Genomic DNA, 21,427 nt, shown 5'->3' with positions numbered 1-21,427 from the left:
CTCGGCAAGTGGGTCGGCGTACATCTTTCTGCGGAGAACCACCGGCAGCTGTGGGTGCCGCCGGGCTTCGCGCACGGTTTCGTGGTGCTCTCCGAGTCGGCGCAGTTCCTCTACAAGACGACTGATTACTGGTTCCCGGAGCACGAGCGCAGCATCGTATGGAACGATCCGGAAATCGGCATCGAATGGCCGATTGATTACGAGCCGTTGCTGGCGGCAAAGGATGCTGCCGGCAAGCGGCTCGCCGAAGCCGAGTGTTTCGAATGAGGACCGTCGTGCAAATGCCTGAGCCCAAGACCATTCTGCTCACCGGCATCAACGGCCAAGTGGGATTCGAGCTGGCGCGCACCCTTCAGGGACTCGGAAATGTCGTGGCCCTCGACCGCAGCCGGCTCGATCTCTCGAACCTCGATCAGGTGCGCGAGGTCGTGCGCGAAGTGAAGCCCGGCCTCATCGTGAATCCGGCTGCCTATACGGCCGTGGATCAAGCGGAATCCGATGTCGCGCTCGCCATGCGCCTGAATGCCGAGGCGCCCGCCGTGCTGGCCGAAGAGGCGAAACGCATCGGCGCGGCCATGATTCATTACTCGACGGACTACGTGTTCAACGGTACGAAGGATGGCCTTTACGCCGAGGATGATCCCGTCGATCCACAGAACGTCTACGGCACGAGCAAACTCGAAGGCGAGCAGGCCATCGCGGCTTCGGGATGTGCACATCTGATTTTCCGCACGAGCTGGGTGTACGGTGCGCGTGGCAAGAACTTCCTGCTGACCATGCTGCGCCTTGGCGCCGAGCGTGAGGAACTGAAGATCGTCGCGGACCAGATCGGCGCGCCCACCTGGTCCAACACGATCGCTGCGTTGACGGCCAACGTAACTGCGCAGGCCATTGGCATCAGCCCAGCTGGATGGGACGAATGGTGGCACACGCATTCGGGCATCTATCACCTGTGCGCCTCGGGTTCGACTTCGTGGCACGGATTTGCCGAGGCCATCTTCCGTCTCTCGAATTTGCCCAGGAAGCCCGTGGCAATGCCCATTCCGGCAAGCGCCTATCCGACGCCCGCGAGTCGTCCGGCCAATTCGCGCATGTCGAATGCGAAGCTCGCCGAGCATTTTGGCTTGTACGCCCCGCACTGGGAAGTCGCACTCGAGCTCTGCATGAGAGCGATGTAACCCCAGTCGCATTGGCAAATCGTACACGCGCGTCGCTCCGGGTAGCACGCGCAAATTACACGCATAATACTCAGGCCAATAAAGCAACCAATCTGAATACCGAATATATTTCCGATCGTTACAACCGGTCTTCCGCTTTAATTGCACATCTGTGCAATCTGTTCAATGCCTGCACGGCATCGACTGCGGTTCCAGGCACACGCCGAACCCCGGCGATTCGCCGATCTACCCTGCATAAACGAGCCAACTCGCGCAATCAATCCATCCACTGACCCCGCCACAACGCCTGCGCGGCTGCCGAAGAACCCATACTGAGAGACATAATCGGGGCCGTACGCAGAGAATCTGTTGGTTTCTGACAGAATCCTACTTTGCAGTCAGCTTTCGAGATAAAATCTGTCCCCGCGTCCATGTCCAAAGGCTGGCAGGCATGGCCAATATCCTTGCTCCCACATGCGCACCATTCGTGCCGCTTTTGCTTTTCACATGCATATATCGGGGAAAAAACGCAAAGTCAGCCAGTAACAAAGAATGAAGCTCATGAGCAAATGCGTTGCTTTAGTCGGATTAGCTTTCCGATTTCCTGGAACAGATACTCGTAACTACTGGAACGATCTGCTCAATGGCAAGGACTGCGTAACCGAAGTCGAGCCCAGCAGATGGTCTCGGGATGCCTACCTGCATCCGGCCAAGGAACACCCGGGCACCGCCTATACCTTCAAGGCAGGTTCGATCGGCGATGTCTCCGGATTCGACGCCGACTTCTTCGGGATCTCTCCGCGCGAAGCCGCGCTCATGGATCCCCAGCAACGCCTCTTGCTGGAGCTCTGCTGGGAGAGCATTGAAAACGCCGGAATCCAGCCTTCCTCGCTGCGCGGGAGTGACTGCGGCGTCTTCGTTGGCATCGCCAGCGCTGACTATTCATATCGCATGGCCGACGACCTGGCCACGGTCGACGCATCCATGGCGACGGGCAACACCGCCAGCATCGCCGCCAACCGTCTTTCCTACGTATTCGACCTGCGCGGGCCGAGCATGGCCGTCGATACGGCTTGCTCTTCGGCAATGGTGGCTTTCCACCTGGCTTGCCGCGCCATCGCCAACGGTGAAATCAGCCACGCCATTGCGGGCGGCGTCAGCCTGCATTTGCACCCGTATGGGTTCATTACCTTCTCCAAGGCGTCGATGCTCTCGCCCAACGGACGCTGCAAGGCGTTCGATGCATCGGGCGACGGCTACGTGCGCTCAGAAGGCGGCGGCCTCTTCTTGCTGAAGGACTATGACCAGGCCGTGGCCGACGGCGACCGCATCCTCGCAGTCGTGGCGGGCACCGCGGTCAACACCGATGGCCGCAAGTCCGGCCTCACCGTGCCCAGCGTGGAAGCCCAGACGGCGCTGATGCGCCAGGTCTACGAGCAGGCCGGCATTTCGCCTGACGAGATCGACTATCTGGAAGCCCACGGCACCGGCACGCCAGTGGGGGATCCCATTGAAACCCGGGCGATCGGACAGGCGCTCGGCCAGCGGCGAGCGAATACCCCGTTGCCGATCGGTTCGGTCAAGAGCAACCTCGGCCACCTCGAGGCGGCGTCGGGCGTTGCCGGACTGGTCAAGGCGGTCTATAGCCTGAAGCACCGCATGGTGCCGGGCACAGTTGGCATCAAGGAATTGAATCCCAATATCCGCTTCGATGACTGGAACATCGAAGTGCTCACCGAGCCGCGCCCTCTCTGCGCGACGGGCACGCTGACCATCGGCGTGAACTCGTTTGGCTTCGGCGGTGCCAATGCACACGTCATCCTGCAAACGCCGGCGCAATCCAGCCCTGCGCCCGATGCGCGGCTGAAGAAAACCGCCGCCGTGCCGATGATCGTGAGCGGCCGCAGCGAACAAGCCCTTCAGGCCAATGCACGCCAACTCGCTCAAACGCTGCGCAGCCAGCCTGCGCTCCCGCTATACGACGTAGCGTACGGAGCCGCACTGCGCCGCGACTGGCACGAAAAGCGCGCGGTGGTATTTGGCACCGACAACGAGAGCGTCGCGCACCTGCTGGAGCAGATCGGCCTTGGCGACGCTCCGAATCCGCTCGTGCACAGCGCCGTTGGCGTTCAGGCTGCGCAAGGTCCGGTTTTCGTGTATTCGGGCAATGGCTCGCAGTGGGCGGGCATGGGAAGCCAGTTGCTCACGCATCCGGTCTTCGCACAAGCCGTTACCGAAATCGACGGCCTGTTCTCCGGGCTCGCCGGCTGGTCGATCAAAGACTTGTTCGAGCGCGAAGCACAGGGCAATGGCTATGAGCGCACTGAAGTCGCCCAGCCCGCGCTCTTCGCGATTCAGGTCGGCATGACTCGCATGCTCGCCGAACAAGGCGTGCAGCCCACCGCCGTGGTCGGACACAGCGTTGGCGAAGTCGCGGCTGCATGGGCTTGCGGCGCCCTCACGCTCTCCGATGCCATCATCGTCATCTACCATCGCAGCCAGCAGCAGGGCCTCACGAAGGGCAAGGGCCGCATGGCAGCACTGGGCATGGACGGCGTGGCCGCCACCGAGCTGCTGAGCGAGCTCGGCCTCGAACACGCGCTGTGCGTGGCGGGCTTCAACAGCATCAAGGGCGCAACCCTGGCCGGCGACGCGCACGCGCTGGAGCAAGTCGCCCAGGTACTTGCCGAGCGCCGGGTGTTCTACAAGCAGCTCGATCTGGATTACGCGTTTCACAGCAGCGCGATGGATCCGATCGAAGCGCCCCTCAAAGCGGCGTTGGCCAATGTTCGGCCGCAGCGTACAAACGTGCCCTTCTTCTCGACGGTGACCGGCGCACTGCTCGACGGCACCGCGCTCGACGCCGACTACTGGTGGCGCAACATTCGCGTGCCCGTGCAGTTCGAGCAGGCGCTGAACAGTCTCGTCACACAAGGCAGCGACGTCCTCGTCGAAATCGGTTCGGCACCCGTGTTGCGCGGCTATGTCAACGAGACACTCAAGCATCACGGCAAAACCGGGCAGTGCATCACAACGGGCCATCGCGGGGACGACGGCCCGGATCGCGTGCAGGCCGCAGCGGGTCAGGCGATCGTGAGCGGCGCGCCGATCGACTGGGCGCAACTCTTCCCATTCAGCGCGGCGCCTATCGAATTGCCGCCGTACGCGTGGCAACGCGAGCGCTACTGGCACCCCGTCACGGCAGAATCGATGAACTCGCTCGGACGCCGCCGCGTCCACCCGCTGCTCGGCTACAAGATGAGTCAGCAGACCCAGCCTGCCTGGGAAAACCAGCTGGACACACAGCGCCTGCCTTGGCTCGCTGACCACGTCGTAGGCCACGCAACGGTCTTCCCCGGTTCGGGATTCGCGGAAATCGCACTCGCAGCGGCCCTGCAATGGCATCCGGGCGAGCGCGCGGATATCGAAGAACTGGAAATTCTCGCGCCGCTGCTGCTGGCAGCCGCGCCAAGCAAGATCACCCGATTCTCGCTCGACGAAAGCGATGGCCGCTTCCGGCTGCGCAGCAAGGAAGTCGGCAGCACCGATCCGTGGACGGTGCACACGAGCGGCCGCCTCCTTTTGAGCGCAACCACGCAACAGCTCGACGAAATCGCGCCCGCGCTGCCGGAGCGACGCCCCGATTTCACGGGCGCCACGCACCTCGCGCTCACGCGCGCGGCCGAACTGGACTACGGCCCGGCCTTCCAGGCGGTGTCACATGGCTGGCTCGAATCGCCCACCAGCGTGCTGGCCGTGTTGCAGACTCCGCAGGCGCTCGCGGAGAGCCTGCCCCACAGCCTGCTGCACCCCGCCCTGCTCGATTGCACCTTCCAGCTCATCATTCAGATGCTGAAGGACGATCCCTCGCTGGGACAAGGCATTGCCTTCGTGCCCACGCGGATCGGGCGGCTGCGTTGGCGTGCCGGTCTGGGTGTACCGCACCGCGTGCGTGCGCGCCTCATCAAGCGTGCGCCGCACTCGCTCACCGCCGAGTTCGCCCTTTTCAACGAACAAGGGCAGCAAATCGCAGCCATCAGCCAAGCGCGCTTTCGCAGCGTACGCCTGTCCAAAGCGCATGCCGAGCCGCTCGCCTTTCTCGATTACGCCGGTATTCCCAGCCCGCACCCACTGGCCCCCCAGCAGGCGAACGTCGTTCTCCAGCGCAGTGCGCTAGAGCCCGCCCTGCGGGCGATCGCAGATGACATCGCGACGAACGGCCTGCTCGAGCGCTACGCGCAGGAGGTCGATCCCCTGCTGGAGACGCTGTGCGACCGCTATGCCGCGCAAGCCCTACTGGCATTGTCGAGCGATGGCCGTCTGGAAGCCAATGCGCTCGCGGCGCTACGCGACGCGGCGCCCGAAGCGGCCCCGCTGCTCGACTGGCTGTTGAGGCGTGCCGCGCATCAGCAGCTTGAATCGTCTGCGTGGCAGATCGATGCGCCACTCGACGACGATGCCAGCACCGCTGACATCTGGAGCAGCCTGCAGCGCGAATATCCCGACTATTTCCCGCTGGTGAACGCTGCAGGCCGTATTGGTTTGCACCTGCCGGACTTGCTGAGCGGTAAGACCGCATGGGCGAACGTTTGCCCGCGAGACATCACGCCTGCGGAAATCGCGCACTACATACTGGGCGACGCGGCCCACCAGCGCCTCTCCGACGCCTTGAGCGCCCATATCGAGAAGGCCTTGCGCGCGCGCGCGCCCGGCCAACGCCTCGGTATTCTGGAAATTGGCGCCGGCGCTGCGCGCATTGCGTCCGACCTTTGCGGCCGCCTGGACTTCGCCGTGGCCGACTATGGCTACGCAAGCTCCGAAGACGCAGCGCTGGAACACGCGGAACGTCTGCGCGAGCACTGCCCGGAGCTGTCCGTCCTCCGCATCGACGCCACCGCTTCAGATGCGAGCCGTCATGCCGACCTCATCCTCTTCCATTGCGACTTCAGCAATCTGGAAAAGGCCCAGGACGCGCTGCAGTATGCGGCGACGCGCCTCAAGCCCGGCGGCACGCTGCTGATGTGGGGCACGCAGCCGAGCGCGTGGATGGACTTCGTCTTCGGCGGCAACGCGACGTGGTGGAGCAAGCGTGATGACGGCACGCCGGTCTCGCCGCAGCGTCCGGCCAGCTATTGGCAAACCGTGCTGGCCGAGTTCGGCCTCGAATGTGACCAGCCGCTGGAACTCGCGCGGGGCGCCGCCTGTGGGCCCTATCTGCTTACAGCCGGCCTGCCCGCCGATGCGCTCACCGAAACACAGCCCCAACCACCTCAATCGGGCGGCTGGCTGATTCTCTCAAGCTCACAGGACACCGGACTGCCGAGCGTTGCGGGCATGCTGGCCGATTACCTGTCGAGCACGCACCGGTTGCCGATGCTCACGCAGGGCGTTACCGCGACAGAGAATCTGGATACGCTGCTCGAACATGCGCAAGCTACGTTGGGCCGTATCGAAGGCATCGTGCACCTGGCCGGTCTGGCGCAAGAAGCCAGCACTGCCGGTGCTGAAGATCCACAGCTTCTGCTTGAGGCACAGGTACAGCGCTGCGCGCTGGCCGCCGCGCTCGCCGCAGCGTGCGAGCGCACCGGCCTGAAGACCACGCTTTGGCTGTTGACGTCCGGCGCTGCGCCCTTCCTGCCCGCGGCGGAATCTGCCCGCTATGCGGCCCTGAACGACGCGTCGCTGTGGCACTACGGCCGCACGATGATCAACGAGGCCGCGGGGTTCGACGTACGGCTGGTCGATCTGCCTCACGCAAGCGCGCTGCCACTGGAAGCACTGACGCGCGAACTGCTCTGGCCGGACGACGAACAGGAAGTTGCACTCGGCGCGTCGGGCGAACGCTATGCGCCGCGCCTGCGCAAGAATCCGCGCCCGCGTCCGCCCTCGCCGGCTGCTCGCGCGCACGCCCCGGATGCCGCGCTGCGCCTTGGCTTCGAGGTGCCCGGCCAGTTGCGCAACTTGCGCTGGGAAACTCACACGCTGCCCGAACCCGGAGAAAACGAGCTCGAAATCCGCGTTGAGGCCACCGGCCTGAACTTCCGCGATGTGATGTACACCTTGGGCCTGCTGTCCGACGAAGCCATCGAAAACGGCTTCGCCGGCCCCACGCTGGGTCTCGAGTTTTCGGGTGTGGTCGAGCGAGCGGGCAGCAACGTCACCGGTTACAAGCCGGGCGACGCCGTAGTCGGCTTCGGGCCGGCCAGTTTCGGCAACCGGGTCGTGACCCAGCCGAGCGCACTAGCCCATATCCCGCAAGGCATGTCGTTCGAGGCTGCGGCGACCATCCCCAGCACGTTCTTCACGGTGTACTACGCGCTGCATCACCTGGCTCGAATCGAGCCCGGCGAGAGCGTACTGATTCACGGCGCGGCGGGCGGCGTCGGCATTGCCGCGATTCAGTTCGCGCAGTGGCTCGGCGCGGAGATTCACGCAACGGCCGGCTCGAACGAGAAGCGCGACTTCCTGCGCCTGATGGGCGTGAAGCACATCTACGACTCGCGCTCGCTGGACTTCGCCGACCAGATACTGGCAGCCACCGGCGGCCAGGGGGTCGATGTCGTGCTGAACTCGCTCGCAGGCGAAGCCATCAACCGTAACCTGCGCGTGCTCAAGCCGTTCGGCCGCTTCCTCGAACTGGGCAAGCGCGACTTCTACGAAAACACCCGGATTGGCCTGCGCCCATTCCGCAACAACATCAGCTACTTCGGCATCGATGCCGACCAGCTGATGTCGCAGCGCCCCGATCTGACCCGCCGCCTGTTCGGCGAGATGATGGCCCTGTTCCAGGAAGGCGTGCTGCATCCTCTGCCCTACCATGCGTTCGATGCCAACGACATCGTCGATGCGTTCCGCCACATGCAGCAGGCGCGTCAAATCGGCAAGATCGTCGTCACTTATCGCCGTGGCTTGCAAGCGAGTGCCGCGCAAAAATCGGCGGAGCCCGCAAGCGAGTTGCACCTGAGCACAGAGGCCAGCTACCTCGTTACCGGCGGCTTGTCCGGCTTCGGCCTGCGAACCGCGCAATGGCTCGCCGACAAGGGCGCTCGCCACCTGGTGCTCGTAAGCCGAAGCGGCCCCGTGGCCGATGAAGCGCGCGAAGCGATTGCCGCATTGCGCGAGCGCGGCGTCGAAGTACATGCCGCCGCGTGCGACGTGACCGACCGAGCGGCGCTTGGCGCGCTGCTCACGCACATCGAGACGCAGATGCCGCCGCTGCGCGGAATCGTGCATGCGGCGATGGTGATTGACGACGGCCTCGTGCGCAGCGCAACGGCGGCGCAAATCGAACGCGTGATGGCGCCGAAAATCCTCGGCGCGCTTCACCTCGACGAACTCACCCGCGCACTGCCGCTGGACTTTTTCGTATTCCACTCCTCGGGCACCACACTCTTCGGCAACCCCGGCCAATCGAACTATGTGGCCGCGAATGGCTGGCTCGAAGCGCTGGGCCGCCAGAGGCGCGCGCGCGGCCTGCCCGCCACCAGCCCCCGCTGGGGCGCCATTGCCGATGCGGGGTTCCTTGCGCGCAACCAGAAGGTCAAAGACGCGCTGCAAAGCCGCATGGGCGGCAACGCCCTGCCGGCCGCCACGGCGCTCGGCGCGCTGGAGGACATGCTGCTGGCCGGCGCTGGCGACCTGGGTGTGCTCGAACTGGACTGGCGCGCGCTCGCACGCTTCCTGCCGAGCGCGCAAACGCCCAAGTTCGCGTGGGTAGCGCATGAGGCGGCGGCCACCCACCAGGACGAGGACAGCAGCGGCGATATTGCCGAGCTGCTGGCAACGCTGAACGACAGCGAGCTTCACCCGGTGGTAGTCGACATGATCAAGCAGGAGGTGAGCGAGATCCTGCGCGTGCCGGCCGACAAGATCGACCCCGACCGTTCGGTGTACGACATGGGCCTCGATTCGCTCATGGGCGTGGAACTGGTCGTGGCCCTTGAAAGCCGCTTCGGCATCCGGCTGCCTGTCATGGCGCTCTCGGAGAGTCCCACCATGACCAAGCTGGCCACGCGACTGATCGAGGCGCTGCGCGGCGACGACGCGGTCGAAGCCGACAACGTCGCCCAGCAGGTCGCCCATGTGGTGGCCCAGCATACTGAGGACGTCTCCAGCGAAGCGATCGCCGAATTCGCCGACGAATTCAAGGCCGCACAGCAAACCGGCCACAAGCCGCAACGCATGATCCGATAAGCACGATATGAGCAACAGCAAGACCGGCCTGCCGGGTCTGACCTCGGCCCTGAAGAACAAGCTGATCCAGCAAGCGCTCGAGCGCAAGCTGCGCGACGCGGGACGGGAGCCGCCCGCCACGCCGGCCGGCGGCCGCAAAGCGGCCAGCCCAGTGCCGGAGGCCTACACGCGCTTCGACCAGTACCCGGGCTACCGGCAGTTGCGCATCATGAGCGACGGCGCTGCGCGCCTGGGCGTGCGCAGCCCGTTCTTCAAGCTGCACGAAGGCACTGCCAACGCGCAGTCCAGCATTGCCGGCAAAACCTATATCAACTACGCCAGCTACAACTACCTCGACATGTCGGGCGACCCAGTGGTCTCACAGGCCGCCAAGGACGCGATCGACCGGTACGGTACCTCGGTGTCGGCGAGCCGCCTGGTGTCAGGCGAACGACCGATCCACCGCGAGCTCGAGCGTGCGCTCGCCGACCTGTACGAAGTTGACGACGCCATCACGTTCGTGAGCGGCCATGCGGCCAATGTGACCACCATCGGCTACCTGTTTGGTCCGCGTGATCTGGTGGTGCACGACGAGCTCATCCATAACAGCGTGCTCCAGGGCATCCAGCTTTCTGGCGCCAAACGCCTTTCCTTCGCGCATAACGACGCCGACGCGCTCGACCGGTTGCTCGCCGAGCAGCGTCATCAGTTCGAGCGCGTGCTGATCGTGCTGGAAGGCATCTACAGCATGGACGGTGATTACCCCGATCTGCCGCGCTTCATCGAGATCAAGCGCCGCCATCAAGCTTTCCTGATGGTGGACGAAGCGCATTCGCTGGGCGTGATGGGCAAAACCGGACGCGGCATTCGCGAACATTTCGGCTTGCCAGGCAATGCGGTCGACATCTGGATGGGTACGCTAAGCAAGACGCTAGCGGGTTGCGGAGGCTATATCGCCGGCGAAACCGCGCTGGTCGAGCATCTGAAATTTCTCGCGCCGGGGTTCCTGTACAGCGTGGGGATGCCGCCGCCAGTGGCCGCCGCTTCGCTCGCGGCGCTGCAACGCATGCTGGAACTACCGGAGCGGGTAGCGACGCTGCAGGCGCGCGGGCAGTATTTCCTCGCGCGGGCCAAAGCCGCGGGCGTCGATACGGGCAGCAGTGCGGGGATTGCTGTTATTCCGGCGATTCTGGGTAGTTCGCTACGAGCGACCAGGTGGTCGGACGCCCTCTTCGAGCAGGGTTTCAACGTGCAGCCCATTCTCTATCCGGCCGTGCCGGAACAGTCGGCGCGGCTGCGGTTTTTTATCGCCTGCACGCATAGTCAGGAGCAGATCGACAGGACGGTTCAGGCGATGCAGATATTGCTCAAGAAACTGTAGTCCCGTTACGTTTAGTATACGGCCCACTCTTATTACAATTTATTCGACACGCTCATGAAGATCGCCATCGCTGGCACCGGTTATGTTGGTCTCTCCAACGGCATACTGCTCGCTCAGCACCATGAAGTGGTTGCGCTGGACATCGTTCCCGAAAAGGTGGAGATGCTCAATCGCAAGCACTCTCCCATTATCGATGACGAGATCGAGGACTATCTCGCAAACAAGCACCTGAACTTCCGTGCCACGCTGGACAAGCATGAGGCCTACGAAGGGGCGGATTACGTCATTATCGCCACGCCAACCGACTACGATCCCGAAACCAATTACTTCAATACCCGCTCGATTGAGGCCGTCATCAAGGACGTACGGGCCATCAATCGCAAGGCGGTGATGGTGATCAAATCGACGGTACCGGTGGGGTATACGGCCAATATCCGCGAGAAGCTGGACTGCGATCGTCTGATCTTCTCGCCTGAATTCCTGCGCGAAGGTCGCGCGCTGCACGATAATCTGCACCCTTCTCGCATCATCGTGGGTGAGCGATCGGAAAGGGCTAAGGTGTTCGCCGGGTTGCTGCAAGAAGGGGCGATCAAGAAAGATATTCCAATCCTTTTCACGGACTCGACAGAAGCCGAGGCCATCAAGCTCTTTGCCAATACGTACCTTGCTATGCGGGTTTCGTATTTCAATGAGCTTGATATTTATGCGGCGACACACGGCCTGGACACCCGGCAGATCATCGACGGCGTGTGCCTTGACCCGCGCATCGGCGACCACTACAACAACCCCTCATTTGGCTATGGTGGCTATTGCCTACCCAAGGACACCAAACAGCTTCTCGCCAACTATCGGGATGTGCCTCAAAATCTGATTCAGGCCATCGTGGCATCGAATACCACGCGTAAGGACTTCATTGCTGAAGACGTGCTTCGGCGCAAGCCTAAGGTTGTTGGAATCTACCGCCTGATCATGAAGCACGGATCGGACAACTTCCGGGCATCGAGCATTCAAGGGGTGATGAAGCGGATTAAAGCCAAGGGGGTCAAGGTCATTGTGTACGAGCCTGCAATCAAAACACCAGATTTCTTCAACTCCCCTGTAATGAATGATCTGGAGGAGTTTAAAAGGGAAGCCGAGATCATCATCAGCAACCGGATGACCCCGGAGATTCACGATGTATCGCAAAAAGTATATACGAGAGATCTGTTTGGCGACAATTGAAAGCGAGCCCAGGCTCGCCGTCATCTAATCTCCAATTCCACGCCAGGTTAATTGAGTAAATATGGGAATCAAATTATGCGTCGCAGCCATCGTTAAAAACGAAGCAGACTCCCTCTTGGAGTGGATTTCCTTTCATCGCAGTGTGGGCGTACAGACGTTCTTTATCGCTGACAACGAGAGTACTGACGCTACTATAAAAATACTCGACATGCTTTCCCACGAAGGCATCGTCGAATATTTTTCCATTGCAACTCCTTCTGACGGCAATGCACAAATGCCAGCGTATTCCGAGATTCTGAAAAGAGCAAAAGGAAAATGCGATGTGCTTGCCTTTATTGATGCCGATGAATATTTACTATCAACAGAGGAAGACCCATCTATCCTGCCTTTAATCAATGAGATTTTCTCCACTTCGACCGTAAGCGCCCTCGGTTTGAACTGGGCAAATTTTGGATCTAACGGCCATCTGTTTTCCAGGGATGGTATGGTTATTGAGCGATTCACAAAACGAGCTCCTCAAAACTTTAACGTCAATCTTCACATAAAGAGCATCGTTCGGCCGGAAATGGTTTCTGAATTCCACAATCCGCATTACGCAATATTGAAAGAGGGGCGTTATGTCGATACGACCGGGACCGATATCGTGGCTAACGAGAGACACGGCTCCGGCCTCACAAACAAGGTCGTTTGGCATCGCGCACGCGTCAATCATTACGCAACAAAGTCTCTTGAAGAGTTTGTACTCGGAAAAAGCCGGCGAGGTAGTGCATCTAAAAAAAGTCGCGTAAAACATGAAAAGTATTTCATGCAACACGATCGCAATGACGAAGAATGTCTGTTGGCGTTCGGAATAGCTGACGCCACAAGAGAGGAAATAGCCAAATTGAAGGAATTACTGGATAAAAAAGATACAGAAATAATAAATAGCGGACGCAACGTCGGGGACCACCTTAAAAAGGCAATTTCCACCTTAAAGAAAATTCTTTAAGTACCACCGAAGATCGCAGTCGATTTTCACGATAGGTGATCGCCGCCGGTCGATGGACGACCATGCAGTCCTGCATACTGGTTCAACCCACCGGAGCAAGTACAGCAGCAAGCAACGCCTCATTCCCGGAATTCCTCGATGAAGTTTTTTAGGGGATAATCGGCGTCAGCTTATGGAGATAGCCCCATGAAAGAAATCGCTGCCTGCTTTCTCTCTGTCTTCGCACTTTCTGCACATGCAAGCGCGATGTCCGAATACAACACGGTTGTGCGCTGGCTCGACGCCAAAGGCGCCACCAAGTACCAAGGTACATGCACTGCCCGCGCCGATGCCGCCGACGTTGACCCTACCCGCCCACTACGTTATGACCTGATCTGCCCGTCATCCAAGGAAGTCCACGTCCTGATCTATCAGCAGACCGATCTTGCCAGTGTCAATGGTTGGCTGCCTGCGCGCGTCTTGCTTCCTGTGAAAGGCTCTATCTCGCTCCTTACTGCTGAAGGCGAGACGCTCACATTTGTGACGGATGAAACAGTTTCGTCAACGGATTTCGGGGCGAAGGGTGATGGGGCACGCGATACGTCCACCGGCGGTACTGCCGTGGCCACATCACCACTTCGAATCTCGTATTCGCCGGATACGATCACACACGCAACCGCCAAGCCTGCTGGATTCGACCCACGGGCCGAAGCCGACGGAAAAGGCAATTCCTCTACCGACGACGATGTGATGCGCTACGACCGGAATGGCGATCAGGCCACCGACTACAGCGTGCGAATCACGCGCAATCGCAAAGATGTCCAACCGGACGCATCGAAGCGTGGCTATTTCTTTTACCAGAACTATCAATCCAGTCGACCGGGACCGGGAAGCCTGTTCGGCTTCGCTGCGAATGTCTCTCGAACTGGCGGCAATCGACTCGTTGTCCCTGCACAGCTAAATGGGTACGCTTTGGACCCGGCTGGCGGGGGAACTGCCGGGTCAGTGTGGGGTATTGCGACCGAGGCGTGGAACGGTAACCCTACAACAGCGCCTGTACGTACTGCGACGTTGGTGGCCGGCGAGTTTGCAGTTTTTTCCCAATACGATAAAAATACGAATCCAATTGTTGGCGTAAACCCCGTTTTCTACAATCGGGCCGGTGGTGCAGCCGATGTGCTTCATGGGAACGCAGGCGGTAATCAATTCAATAAGAATTCCGTTGCCGTTTTGATTTCCAATGGATTTAATAAACCTCGTCCACCCTCTGGAGCATATTCGGGATGGAATACCGGAATCAGCTTCGAATCAAATAGCCTCGACAAGAGCGTTGACAGAGGCGCGGTCGGCATAGACCTCGGGAAGGTGAACCCCTCTGTGATGCTCGCCTCCATCAAACTGCCGAACACAGTTCCCGTTATTGTCGGCACTGCGCCGGGGAACGTATACGACGGGTTCGTGTATCGTAATGACGTTCATGGAAACAGCGGGCGGCGAATCGAATTCGTTAGAGATATCGGTGGAACACCGGCCGTAAAGGCAACCTTGGACCTCGGCTCGAACGGCCCTTCGGGAACCATTATGGCTTATGGATCCGTTGCGACCACTGTCGGTGCCGCAGGGAGTGCGGCAGCGTTGCCGGCAGCGCCCGCAAAATACATCCAAATGCGGGACATTACGGACGGGAAAATCTACGCGATCCCTCTTTTCAACGTAGAAAAGTAAGCACGCGACGGCAGTGGTGCGGCCATGGTTAAACAATGCGGTTTGGCATTCGAGTGCCGCTCCCAACTGTACCGGGGCCGCATGCCTAGTACAGGTGACCGGATAAACTACACGCTAATCTGCGGCGCACCTGGATGCCTCGGCCAGATTCCATCATCGCCGATCTCTCCAGCACACTTCGACGCGAATCTCTGCCAAATTCCTGTTGGAGGTTTCCGTTTCCGGTGCAATCGGCACAAATGTCGGCGCGGCGCCCGTTGCGTATCTACCGGATTCCCAGCAGGGAACTTGGGGTACCGCCTTCGACTTGAACAACTCAGCCATCGCAACCGATCGCAAGCTTAGCCTCCAATAGGCGCGGGGTGTGCCGACATAAGGTCGCTTGAGGAGACAAAGCCAGGTTCGAAAGGTGTAATCGTCCCTCGTGCCTCTCGCTCCCCTATCAGTTCTATGCATCTCTCGACATCATGAAACTGAATACCTCTCAGATCCCATGGGGCAAATCGCCACCACCTGATCGACAGCAATTGTTCAATTACACGTTCATCAAACCTGAGGCGAATGACCCGCGCCGGATTACCACCCACAATGGCATATGGAGGCACATCTTTGGTGACAACGGCCCGCCCAGCGATAACCGCGCCATCTCCGACCGTTACACCTGGCAGAATGAATGCGCCGTTTCCTATCCATACGTCATTACCAATAATGACAGGATCAGGTTGCGTTGAGCGCTTATCTTGCGGAGTCGCTTGGTCGGCTTTGTATCGATCGGCGCCAAGGAAACTGTCGCCGACACGGAAACGGAAGTCATTTCGATATTGAAAGGGATGGGAACTGAGCCAATCAACAGGATGAGCCCCCGGTCCGATTGTTACGTCCCTAGCAAATGATCCATAGCGCCCGATTTCAGCGAAGTGAATCGCCCCATCCACCATATAGGTGAAAGCCCCGATCCTTGCCTTGCTGAAGATAGTTGTCGCCAATGGCCTGGCCGGTGGTTCGAATGCAAAGTCATCCGGCAGGATAGCGTTCGCTGACCAGCCGTGGTCCAGACCATGTTCCCGTAACCAGCGTAGTTGATTTTCGTTCAGTCGAATAAGAGCCATACGAACAGCTTATCATCTCGGGTAGCAGATTAAAAAATCGGAATAGCCTCATCAACACCATTCCACCGCCAGATGATGAAATCTGCACTTTCCGGAACAGCAGCGTTAGGCTTGAGACTGTATCGTCCGAGTCCCGTCGCCATAGAACTCGAGGCTTCGTTGATCGACGGATCGCCAAATGCGGCGAGAGAACCAATTTATGAACGATGCAAGCTCAGCCAAACGACATGATCTATTTTTATTTAGGCTTCCTGCTCATACAGCCAAGTTACGCAGCGGAAGCGGCAATCGATACCCGAAACCCGCAGGAGCGGCGTGTGGATCACCGCCCCGCGGCCCGATCACCGTTACGGCATTACGTCTCTCCGCGAGAAATCAGCCTCTTCCATTTCGCGAGCTTGGAAGTCATCTCACAGTTCAACTATTACATCAAACGGTATCGCTAACCCGCTCTCCGCGCTCGAGCAGTGAATGCGCTATGCCTATGCCAGAGAGGACCACCTTTGTGTCTACGACCTGGAACTCCGGACGAGTGTTCACAATATCGCAAAGTTTGTCCACATCGAAGATTTCGTCAATTTTGGTCTGCTGCTTTGCTTCGACAAGTAAATCTACGATTTGGGTTCGCTGGTTCTCGACGAATTCACACTGCCACGCCTGGATAGAACGAGGAGGAGCCTTTACCCCACCGTTCCAGGGCGTCATCGCGTGCTGCAAGCCAAACCGACCTTGCAACGCCGGATCCCATTGAGCATTTAGAAATGGATGCTCTACAAGTTTGGGGACCAAGCCAGCCATCACGGAGTAGTGAAAAAGCTCAAGCGTCCGTGCATGCGGATGCAACTTAAAGACAAGGCGAGCCACCTTGGGGGAAAGAAGTGGCATCAGCTTTACGCGGCCAGTTACATTCTGAGCAAGTGGTCCATTCCAGTGAGAAAGTCTATTTTCAACGAAAAATTTCTCAGGCAGAACGTCAACACGAACTCGGCCGTGATTTTCATCCAACCAATTCTGCAGCCAATCAATTTGAATTTCTTTATATTTATCGCGCAAAACTGCGAGGGGATCCATTCGCTGATGATAATTAACCCATTTAGCAATCAAATTTTCTTCGTTTAAAAACGCCAAATTCTTAAACTGCTTGGCGTGACCACCAGGTCCACGATATAGTTCGCCCCCGAAACCGGTCATCTCAATAAAACTACCCCGCTGCTCGCCCGAGCCAGCACCATCCCAGGGGCAAATATAGCCATCGAGCCGGTACGTATGCTGTCGCAGTCTTCGCCAGGAAGTATCGAAATCCTGCTGGCTGCGAGACGCTTTCGAAACGACAGCATTGTGACGAACCCCTGCGACGGCGGCTACATTTCTTGCGCAATCAATCTCCGGACTGCCCTCAGGGCCGTTGGTGAATGTCTCGATGCGTTCTCGCAAGCCCGCACCCATAGCAAGTGCCAGGGTGAGGCGTGAATCCTTTCCACCGGTGAGAGACAAGCGCAGCGGATCGCCAAGCTGACTAGCTGCCGCCTTAACATTTTTGACCAGTTCGTCAGTAATCTCCGCCCACTCATCTGTCGTAAGATCGTCCAACATCGGACTCTTGCCCTCTCCCGACGGCCATACCTGATTGATAAACGGCGTCGATTCCCCGTGCGTACTTCCTAGTTTGTTCCGAAAAAAAGTGCCAGCGGTAATGTTTTCCACATCCGTGTACGGCGTTTCTCTGCCGAAAACGTTTGCGTGCCCTATGAGCCAGCTCATCGCTGTAAGGTTCCGGGAACGCACCGGATCGAGGGCCGCCAACGCGCTTGCCCGATTGGAAACAGCGGCCGCGCCGCTCATTTCGCGCTTATAGACCGGATAGGTTCCAGAGAAATCCGAGAATGCCACGAGCCCATTTCGCAACGTGACCGATGCACAGTTGTACGACCCAGCCAACGCGTCAAACAGTGTTTCCGGGTCTGAATCGGCCACAGCATCGAGTCCCGCATGCGCGACGTCCAGACTATCTCCGAGTCGCAAAACAGGTCCGTTTACCAGGAAGAATCCACGCTGGCTAACAGCGACACGGCGCGAAAGCTCCTCTTCGGTAACTGCGCATGCAACATAGGCCCAGACACCGTTCTCGGCTATCTTCGCGGACCAGGCAGCTGGCACAAAGGTCAAAGTGGATTCGAGTGCCTCTTTGGCTGAAGCGTAGATCCGCCTCACTTCAATCGGGTCACCAGTCAGAGCAATATAGTTGATCATCTTTCGGGATGCAGCGGGATCTAGATAACTGCAAAAATTGCGCGTCCATCCGACGCTAGACGCGCAAGATTCTACAGCAACCAGCTAGCCCACAAGGAAGCTATGGGGAAGTCCAGTAGTACGCCGCTACAGGCAATCTGCCTATAGCGGCGTACTTAAGCCCCCCAACCAACACGAGACGGAGACTGCAGACGAAGCTATACGACCGTCCGGGTAGGCAATTGAACTCACCAAATTGTCCCAGCGACATCAGTCGGAAGCCGCTCTCGCCAACAACGCTGCGAACCTGTACGCCCTCAATACGAAGCAGGCGCCCAGCGAATCCACCCTCGTACCAAACACCACAAATTCATGATCCACCTATACATCGGCGGATCAAATCATCAGCACTTCTGAACAGCTATTTCTTCGAACTCAGCAGAGACTGGTAAATCTCGACGTATCGGCTCGCCATATTAGCAGTTGTGTTGCTGCGCCCCTCATTTTCCTGCCAACGCTTAACCGCCTTCAATTTACTTCCAAAACCAGCATAATCAATCAACTGCTCTTGAATATACGAGAACACTTCGTCTGCCGAAATACCTGCCTTTAAAAGCCAGCCACAACCCGTAGCGCGAATACGGTCGCCCACAGCACCCAAGTCGATACCGAACACAGGGATTCCGCAAGCCCACATCTCCGTCAAGGTATGGCAATAAGTCTCGGGCCAAATCGACAGCACAAAACCGATATGCGGCTTGATCGCTCTCACCCTTTCAGAGAATTCATCTCTCGCGTAAGGCCCGTGATGTACCCCAATACCTTTTAGCTCGGATGCAGCAACACCCAAAAAGTGGAACTCGAACTTTCCATCTACATCCAGTTGTGCCAACCGTTCTATAATCGTCGCACCTTTTTCAGCAGAAATATTTCCTGGAACGAGAATCCTTACTCGCTCTCCCTCACCAGGAATCGTCCCGACGGATAAAAAGCCTGTAAAATCTCGGCCATGAGGAATAACACTGAACTTACGCTCTTGCTCCGGATAGGCTTCGGAAAATATAGAGACTGCGGATGGCGTCGTCGTTATTAGTTTGTCACAATTCCCCAAAAATCCGGACATAGATCGCCTCCAGCGAGCCGAGAAGCCCTCCGGAATCTGATGCATCGGCCACAGTGGATTTAATTTTTCACCAGCCAAATCCACCCCGCAATATTGATTATCTCTGTTAACCAGCTTTACAGAATAACAAACACTGTAAAAATCATGAACTGAAAATATAACCGGAATTCCCAGTGCCTTGGCCGATTCCGCCAAACCTAACCCATGCCACGCAACATGCCGAATATGGAGCAAATCGATCGATCTCCGATAAATCATATCGATAACAATTCGATCATATTCGTTCGAACGGTGAGTGTAAGGCTCTATTCCCTTTGACAATTCCCTACTTTCGCACTCTACTAGCTCGCCATTTTGCAAATGGTATAACGTGAGACGAATGCTATCGGAGCGCAAAAGCCAACAGTCGTAACGGCCACGCATTGCACGCATCAAGTCCAGATTGGTCTGAGGCGTGCCACCTGTTTGCGTTGAAATTACATACAAGATTCTTGGCAAAATATTATCTTTGGACGCAGCGTCCAGGTTTCGCCGAATTCTCGCCCGCATCATCGAAAACTCTATATCCGAGAATCGAGTAATCAATGTCTTGTATTCGGGATACTCCCGACGAACCTGCATCGCTCCCGCAGCGATTAGATCAACCTTCTCACCCTGAAAGCTTTGCGATCGCTGATGAAGCACGTATGCCTTGTCGCAAACCAGATTACCCCATCCTGCATAAATCGCGCGCATGCAAAATTCGTTTTCCTCACCATATCCGCGGGGAAATTTAACATGATCAAAAGCGCCAATTTCGTCCAATGCGGCCCGTCGGATATACATACAAAATCCGTTTCCAGTGGGGACCGACATGCCTATCCCAAGACCGCTTTGTCGCACAACCCCCCCAACATCCTCCGAATTCAGATGTGACGGACCAGCATTAAATTTTCCGAATTCAGGCACTGAAAACGCGCCGGAATTATCGGAAAGTGCGGTAACAGTCGCCACCCTCAATTGCGAATAGGCACAGTAACGCAGATTCCGCAACCAATCCTTGGTAACCGTCGTATCGCTGTTCAGCAAAACAATATCTCGACCGGTACATTTCTCTATGGCGGCGTTTACGTTACACGTATATCCTATGTTCTTCGAATTCCTAAATACCTTGAATCCGGGAACATTACGATATTGTGCCAGTAAATTCGGAATTCGCTCGTCCGTACTGGCGTCATCCATAACCAGAACTTCAGCGCCTGGAATCAGGTTGTTAGACAGGGACGAAAGACACCTCGAAGTCGCCTCCCAAGCGTTATAAACGGGGACAATGACGGTAACCGGAAGAATTTCTCCACGCTGAAAGGCGGGCAAATAATCGCTTAAAAAATTGGATCCGGGTTGACGTGTGCTTTTTACAAAAAAAGATCCGTTCTTCAACGGTACGTCACCCGCACGCACCTCGATTTTTTGACCCAAAGTCAATAAACCAGGTGGAAATGGAATGAAAAACCCCGCTGTCTTTCCATCCATCCCGGCCCGCGAAACATCAGGTCTTGCTCGAAATGTTTTAAGCGAAAATACATGCAGCCCATCAACCAGCAAATTTATATCGACCGATGCCCCGGGATTGGACATATCGACCGCCCACCCGGTAATACCTTTTTCATCCGCTGATTCCAGATTTCCTTTGCAGCTCTTCGACGGAAATGGAGTTTTCGAGACACTCCCTACCTCCTTGGCCTTATTCACCGGCAAGGTCGATTTTGATTTTTCCTGAGTTGCCTTTTTATTTCCCGCTCCTGTACCAGGCAACTTGACCACCGGAGTCGAGTTTACCACTGGAACAGAAATGACATTGAACGGTCGAGCACTTGCCTCTCCTCTGAAATAGGGCGAGCGCTCCTCTTTTTCTCCGTGCTTAATAAAATGAACCAACGGATTCATTTTTGCAATTGCTACATCCGGATAACTCTCGAGGTAATACAATGTATCAAAGCGAGGACCCGGATTGCGCCCCTCGGCCGCCCCGTGTAGCAAATAATGCAAATGCGGATCGATGCCCAGACTAGCCAGATCCGAATACTGCCTCATGTACCATTCTGCATCGAATAGTCCAGATTTTTTAATGATCAGCAAATCGTCCCGAACACGCTTATCCAGGCCACGGACCGCGGTTACGTCGGCAGCTCGTCGGAGTTTTTTCCAGATTTTATCCATTACCGGCATCGCCATGCTGGAGTCGCCATCACTCTTCATCTCTCTTAACTTTCCTTATTCGTTTATTTAATCAGATGAGCCAAAATCATCGTCCCCTCGGTCTCATCAGTAGATTTTTACAATATCTTCCAAACCCTGGCCCAT

9 protein-coding genes and 1 pseudogene are annotated in these 21,427 nt (G+C 57.7%); 7 read left to right on the top strand and 3 right to left on the bottom strand.

Features of this window, described 5'->3' with window-relative positions; all coding sequences use genetic code 11:
• The 7 genes from U5775_RS35335 to U5775_RS35305 form a co-directional block, all read left to right on the top strand.
• Positions 1-267 (top strand): dTDP-4-dehydrorhamnose 3,5-epimerase (locus U5775_RS35335; protein WP_322062770.1); only part of this gene is annotated, 267 nt, incomplete at its 5' end.
• A gap of 14 nt (positions 268-281) precedes the next feature.
• Positions 282-1,178: a dTDP-4-dehydrorhamnose reductase gene (gene rfbD / locus U5775_RS35330; protein ID WP_415913727.1), complete on the top strand. Its 897-nt coding sequence runs from the start codon at positions 282-284 to the stop codon at positions 1,176-1,178.
• Positions 1,179-1,718: 540 nt separating this feature from the next.
• On the top strand, positions 1,719-9,350 hold the full coding sequence (locus U5775_RS35325) for an SDR family NAD(P)-dependent oxidoreductase (RefSeq protein WP_322062768.1): 7,632 nt from the start codon (positions 1,719-1,721) through the stop codon (positions 9,348-9,350).
• 7 nt (positions 9,351-9,357) lie between these two features.
• The gene (locus U5775_RS35320; RefSeq protein ID WP_322062767.1) at positions 9,358-10,710 is read left to right on the top strand and encodes an aminotransferase class I/II-fold pyridoxal phosphate-dependent enzyme; all 1,353 of its coding nucleotides are present in this window, start codon (positions 9,358-9,360) and stop codon (positions 10,708-10,710) included.
• A gap of 54 nt (positions 10,711-10,764) precedes the next feature.
• Entirely contained in the window at positions 10,765-11,931 is a 1,167-nt protein-coding gene (locus U5775_RS35315; protein ID WP_322062766.1) for a nucleotide sugar dehydrogenase, read from the top strand.
• A gap of 61 nt (positions 11,932-11,992) precedes the next feature.
• The gene (locus U5775_RS35310; protein ID WP_322062765.1) at positions 11,993-12,919 is read left to right on the top strand and encodes a glycosyltransferase family 92 protein; all 927 of its coding nucleotides are present in this window, start codon (positions 11,993-11,995) and stop codon (positions 12,917-12,919) included.
• Between the two features lie 186 nt (positions 12,920-13,105).
• Complete coding sequence (locus tag U5775_RS35305) at positions 13,106-14,623, top strand: hypothetical protein (protein WP_322062764.1); 1,518 nt, start codon at positions 13,106-13,108, stop codon at positions 14,621-14,623.
• 506 nt (positions 14,624-15,129) lie between these two features.
• On the opposite strand, the pseudogene U5775_RS35300 reads toward U5775_RS35305, so the two are convergent.
• From U5775_RS35300 to U5775_RS35290, 3 genes and pseudogenes are all read right to left on the bottom strand, one after another.
• Positions 15,130-15,333 (bottom strand): annotated as a pseudogene (locus U5775_RS35300) (CatB-related O-acetyltransferase); the annotation flags it as partial.
• Positions 15,334-16,161: 828 nt separating this feature from the next.
• Entirely contained in the window at positions 16,162-17,982 is a 1,821-nt protein-coding gene (locus U5775_RS35295; RefSeq protein ID WP_322062763.1) for a hypothetical protein, read from the bottom strand.
• Between the two features lie 400 nt (positions 17,983-18,382).
• On the bottom strand, positions 18,383-21,322 hold the full coding sequence (locus U5775_RS35290) for a glycosyltransferase (RefSeq protein ID WP_322062762.1): 2,940 nt from the start codon (positions 21,320-21,322) through the stop codon (positions 18,383-18,385).
• Positions 21,323-21,427 lie beyond the last annotated feature (105 nt).

The organism is Paraburkholderia sp. J63, from assembly GCF_905220245.1.
Lineage (GTDB): Bacteria > Pseudomonadota > Gammaproteobacteria > Burkholderiales > Burkholderiaceae > Paraburkholderia.
The sequence above is the reverse complement of the archived record's forward strand: the minus strand, read 5'-3'. Positions and strand labels throughout refer to the sequence as shown.